Origin of the sequence: Burkholderia sp. E168m23, assembly GCF_016586125.1 — a bacterium.
GTDB lineage: Bacteria > Pseudomonadota > Gammaproteobacteria > Burkholderiales > Burkholderiaceae > Burkholderia > Burkholderia orbicola.
Genome location: NZ_BCPP01000555.1, coordinates 1 through 4,765, shown reverse-complemented (window position 1 = coordinate 4,765; position 4,765 = coordinate 1). Strand labels below are relative to the sequence as shown.

Here is a 4,765-nt window from a genome sequence, read left to right as displayed (position 1 = left end):
ATGCTATACGAAGTTATTACGACGCATAACACCAGCGCACGAACCCTTCTCCCTCCGGGCCGAACGCTCGACCGGGCGCCAGGCCGAGCCCCGCGTCGCGCACCAGCGTCTTGCAGAACGCCAGGCTGTCGGTCGCGCCCGGCAGCCGCAGGAACAGGTACATCGCGCCGGGCGGAGGCGGTACCTCGACGCCCGGCAGCGTCCGCAGTGCGGCGACCAGGTGATCACGCGCGTCGCGCAGCGCCGTGACGAACGATCGCACGAACGGCTCCCCGTCGCGCAACGCGACCTCACCGGCGGCCTGCACGAAGCCCGGCGCGCACGACGTGTTGTATTCGACGAGCTTCGACAGGTCACCCATCACCGACGCCGGCGCAATCAGCCATCCGAGCCGCCAGCCCGTCATCGCCCACGCCTTCGAGAACGAATTCACGACCACGACGCGCTCGTCGCGCGACGCGATATCGAGGAACGACGGCGCGCCGCCCTCGTCGAATGCAAGCCGCTCGTACACCTCGTCGGCGACCAGCCAGATGCCGTGACGACGGCAATGGGCGAGCACGGCCCGCTGATCGTCGCGCGACATCGTCCAGCCGGTCGGGTTGTTCGGCGAGTTGATCAGCAGCATCCGCGTATCGGGCGTCAGCGCCGCGAGCAGCCGACCGACGTCGAGCTGCCAGCCCGCGTCGCCGTAGCCGAGCGGCACGCAGTCGACCTGCGCGCCGAGGATCTTCGGAATCTCGACGAGATTCGGCCACAGCGGCGTGACCGCGACGACACGTTCGCCCGGCCCGACCAGCATCTGCGCAGCCAGCATCAGCGCACTCACGCCCGAACTCGTTACGGCGACCGTGTCGGCCGCCGTCGCACCGTGACGCGCGCTGACATAGGCGGCGATCGCGTCGCGCAGCGCCGCCGTCCCGAGATTGTGCGTGTAGAAGGTCGCGCCATCGCGCAGCGCCGCGGCCGCGGCGTCGCGGATGAAGTCCGGCGTCACGCGATCGGATTCGCCGAACCAGAACGGCAGCATGTCCGGCACGCCGAAGCCGGCGTTTGCGACCTCGCGGATCAGCGACGGCCGCAGCGCGTGCACCGCGGCGCGCGCCGCCGGTTCGTCGCTCGCCGGGAAAAAACCTGCGGAATGCGTCATCGAAAGCCACCGCCGAGGAACACGATCCGCGTAGTGTACCGGCCGGCAAGCCAGACCGGACGCACGCCAATACGCGTCAGTCGAGATCTTCGGCCCGCGCCGGCATCTGCCGCACGAGCTCCCAGATCGCCTGCGCGGCGGGCGACAACGACCGGTCGCGGCGGCGCACCAGCTCGACGGTGCGCTCGGTGCGCGGCGTGAGCGGCCGCGCGACCAGCGTCGAGCCGGCAGGCAGCGGCAGCGACAGCCACGGCTGCACGCTCACGCCAACGCCGGCCTCGACCAGCCCGAACACGGTCGCCGAATGCCCGAGCTCCTGCATGACCGTCGCGTTGACGCGATGCGTGGCCAGCGCGGCATCGATCAGCGGCCGGCTGCCCGACGCATGATCGAGCAGCACGAGGCGCTCGCCGTCCAGCGCCGTCCATGGCACCTCGGCCCGTGCCGCGAGCGGATGGTCGGCGCGCGCGACGAGGCAGAACGAATCGGTCATCAGCGGCTCGCAGACCAGATCGGCGACCGTCAGCGGGCCGATCACGACGCCGAAGTCGACTTCGCTCGACTTCACCTTGCGCAACACGTCGCTCTGCACGTCATCGCGCAGGCCAAGCGTCACGAACGGGAACTGGCGCTCGCACGACGCCACCACCCGCGGCATCAGCCTGCATGCGATCGTCGGGCTTGCCGCGACGATCACGCGCCCGCGGCGTTGCTCGCCGATCTCGCGAATCTCGCGCAACGTATCGTCGAGATCGTCGAGCAGACGCGACACGCTCGCGATCAGGTTCGCACCGACGTCGGTCAGCTGCACGTCGCGCGTCGTGCGGTCGATCAGCTTCAGCCCCAGTTCGGCCTCGAGCTCGCGCACGCAGCGGCTGACCGCGGACTGCGTGAGCCCGATCTCGTCACCCGCCCGACTGAAGCTCTTGAGCCGCGCGACTTCGATGAATACGCGGAGCTGGCGCAGCGTAACGTTCATGTCCCGGCCTCATCAATCGTCGATATCGATGCACGATTTTAATGCGCGAAACGACTTCGATGAATGAATGCGGCACCGGTCACACATGTTTCGCTGCGGTGCAATACGTTCGCAAACGCACGTGGCATGGGCGGATTGCACAAGATTGGTGATTGTCCCGATTTGCTCACGGGTTATTTTGGCGTCTTATACGCCCCTAGCTGACTTAGCCGTTAGCTCGCTGCCAAGCGGCTCTCGAGGGATTTACCTCTGACATGGCACGCTTCGTGCATTACCTTGCGCACAGGGTGCAGGTTTCGTCGGACGGAAGAGTAGAAACACCGCTGCCGGCCAACCGGACGCCCCCACCCGGCACTCGACGATCGAGTGCTTGAAGAGTGCGCGGCGCAGGGCAGCGCACCGGAGTTAGCTTCGCTGAGGTGAGGACATGATGCTGTTCGACGATTTGAGAGATAACGAATGGGCGCTGGTCGAGGGTCTGTTTTGCTCGGAGCCCGCACGGAGTGAGCGGCGTGGCCGCCCCCGCGTGGAAGCCCGATCGGTAGTCAATGCCGTGCTGTGGGTGCTGTCGACGGGTGAAGGCTGGTCGAAACTGCCGGGCCGCTATCCGTCCCCGCCGACCTGCCGCCGCCGCTTCGACGAATGGCAGGCGGACGGTACGCTCGCCGAAATCGTGAAACGACTCGGCACGAGCGGCCGTCAGATCTCGCTGCGCGGACGCATCGGCGCAAGCGCGGCGAAGCCGCCCGCACCGCCGAGCCGCGACCGGCTGCGCGGCGCGTTCTGGACCAATCCGGAATCCTGGCGCGCGCCCGTCAAGATGGCGTAACGAATGCTCGATCGGGCGGCTTCGGCCGCCCGGTTTCTTTTTGCGACGCGACTTCGTTGCGACGCATGCCTTGCCGTCGATTACCGTTGTCGTGCCGCGAAACATCTATTTACTAATATTTACAGCAAGCCTGCACTCCCACGCTTACCTTAGCGTCATATCAACAGGCCGCACTGACGGCTTGAAGGGAGCCCCGCCATGAAAACAATGTCACTGCTCGTTGCATGCGGCATTGTCGTTTCCGTGGCGCTGACCGCTCCCGTCCATGCGGACGATCGGATGAAACCGCCGCATCGCCAGCAGGATCACCGCAACACCCTCCGCCAGCCGCCGTCCGCCAACCCGCCCAGCCGGCAAACCGTGCCACGCGGCGACTTGCGCGGCGACATCGCCAGCAACGCGCGAGCACGGATTGGCTCACAGCCACCGGGCATGTCGCGTCATCCGTAGTCCTGCCGATTTCGAGATTTCGCCAAAGAAAATGCCGGTATCCGGGAACTGCGCCCCATGCGGCGGGTCACATCGTTGCCATGAGCACAGCGTGGCAGCAGCAAAAGTATCCGGTACGCCCGTATCCTTGTGATACGGGCTTTTTTTGCATCGCCGGCCTGCGCGGCGATGCGCGGGGCGGGATGAAGACGGCCCGCTACAGGCGGCTTTCGAGAATCGCCACGGCGCTCGCTTCGCTCAATGCGTAGTCGTCCATGCGGCGATCAGTCCAGGAAAGTAATTTCTCGGCGCGCTCGAGGCGCGAGAATTCGGCTCGACCGCTGTCGGTCAATACGGCAATGTCGACCGGTGCATGGAAGCCCGGCGCGGGGGCAACGGTCTTCTGCCTGACCGTGTCCATCAGCCCGAGCGAACGGAGATACTCGAACACGCCCGGGCGGCGTGCCCACGGTACCTGGCGGTACTGCACTCGTCTCAATGCGTCGAGCACCGCTTCGTTGGAATACGTGGCCATCTCGATTCTTTCTTAAAGTGCAGCGACAATGCGAAGCGGCGCGCCGGGCGGGGTCTCCGCCCGCCGAAACCGCCACCGATTCTGGAGGCCGACGTTGTTCGGCGTCGCGTCAGGGTCGTATCGTCAGCCGTCCATAAAAAGACACCATACCCCAATCAAATTGATTCTGTTCGATTCATTTGTACTTCTCTTCATCGGTTTCATGCTCTGCCGCAAGCAGCGTCGAACCATTTCGATCGTCGCCGCCGCGCTGTTCTGGCTGCTCGCGACGGGCTGGCTCGCAGCGCCGCTGATCGCCTGGAGCGAGGACGGCGTCACGCCGGTCGAGCATCCCGACATGCACGGGCGAACCACGCTGATCCTCATCGGCGCCGGCACGCACCGCACCGACACCGGAGTGCAGCCGCCGCCCGACGGCGTCGCGCGCATCCACAAGGTTGCGGCGCTCTATCGCACGTGCCGGCAGCAGGCCGAACGCTGCACCGTGGTGATGTCGGGCGGCGACCCGCAGCATCACGGCGACACCGAGGCAGCCGTGTACGGACGCCAACTCGTCGCTGAAGGCGTGGCGCCGGCCGACCTCGTGCTCGAACCGAACAGCCGCACAACCTACGAAAACGCGAAATTCACTGCATCTATACTACGCTCACAGTATGACGATGCGCGCGTTCTCGTCACGTCGTCGTACCAGATGCGCCGGGCGTTGCTCGATTTCCGCCGTTTCGGCATCGATCCGCAGCCCGTTTATGCGAATCTGCGACGCGCGCAAACGGGCTGGCTGCCCCGCTGGCGCAATGTGGCCAACGCCGAACAGGCGCTGCACGAGCTGGTCGGGATCGCGCA

At 66.0% G+C, this 4,765-nt stretch carries 4 protein-coding genes and 2 pseudogenes; 3 read left to right on the top strand and 3 right to left on the bottom strand.

The genetic code is table 11. The features are described from left to right. Positions 1-22 precede the first annotated feature (22 nt). Together JMF90_RS24525 and JMF90_RS24520 are read right to left on the bottom strand one after the other, a co-directional pair. Positions 23-1,150: pseudogene (locus JMF90_RS24525) on the bottom strand (pyridoxal phosphate-dependent aminotransferase); the annotation flags it as partial. A 76-nt stretch (positions 1,151-1,226) separates the two neighbouring features. After that, on the bottom strand, positions 1,227-2,129 hold the full coding sequence (locus tag JMF90_RS24520) for a LysR family transcriptional regulator (RefSeq protein WP_012328377.1): 903 nt from the start codon (positions 2,127-2,129) through the stop codon (positions 1,227-1,229). A gap of 430 nt (positions 2,130-2,559) precedes the next feature. Between JMF90_RS24520 and JMF90_RS24515 the strand changes: the two are divergent. Together JMF90_RS24515 and JMF90_RS24510 are read left to right on the top strand one after the other, a co-directional pair. Next, positions 2,560-2,955, top strand: a pseudogene (locus JMF90_RS24515) (transposase); the annotation flags it as partial. 201 nt (positions 2,956-3,156) lie between these two features. Beyond that, the gene (locus JMF90_RS24510; RefSeq protein WP_201316858.1) at positions 3,157-3,408 is read left to right on the top strand and encodes a hypothetical protein; all 252 of its coding nucleotides are present in this window, start codon (positions 3,157-3,159) and stop codon (positions 3,406-3,408) included. A 196-nt stretch (positions 3,409-3,604) separates the two neighbouring features. On the opposite strand, the gene JMF90_RS24505 is transcribed toward JMF90_RS24510, so the two are convergent. Next, positions 3,605-3,922 carry a hypothetical protein gene (locus tag JMF90_RS24505; protein ID WP_011545254.1) on the bottom strand — a complete coding sequence of 106 codons (318 nt, stop codon included), beginning with the start codon at positions 3,920-3,922 and terminating at the stop codon, positions 3,605-3,607. 160 nt (positions 3,923-4,082) lie between these two features. On the opposite strand from JMF90_RS24505, the gene JMF90_RS24500 reads away from it, so the two are divergent. Further along, on the top strand, positions 4,083-4,765 hold a 683-nt coding region (locus tag JMF90_RS24500), incomplete at its 3' end, for a YdcF family protein (protein ID WP_201325529.1).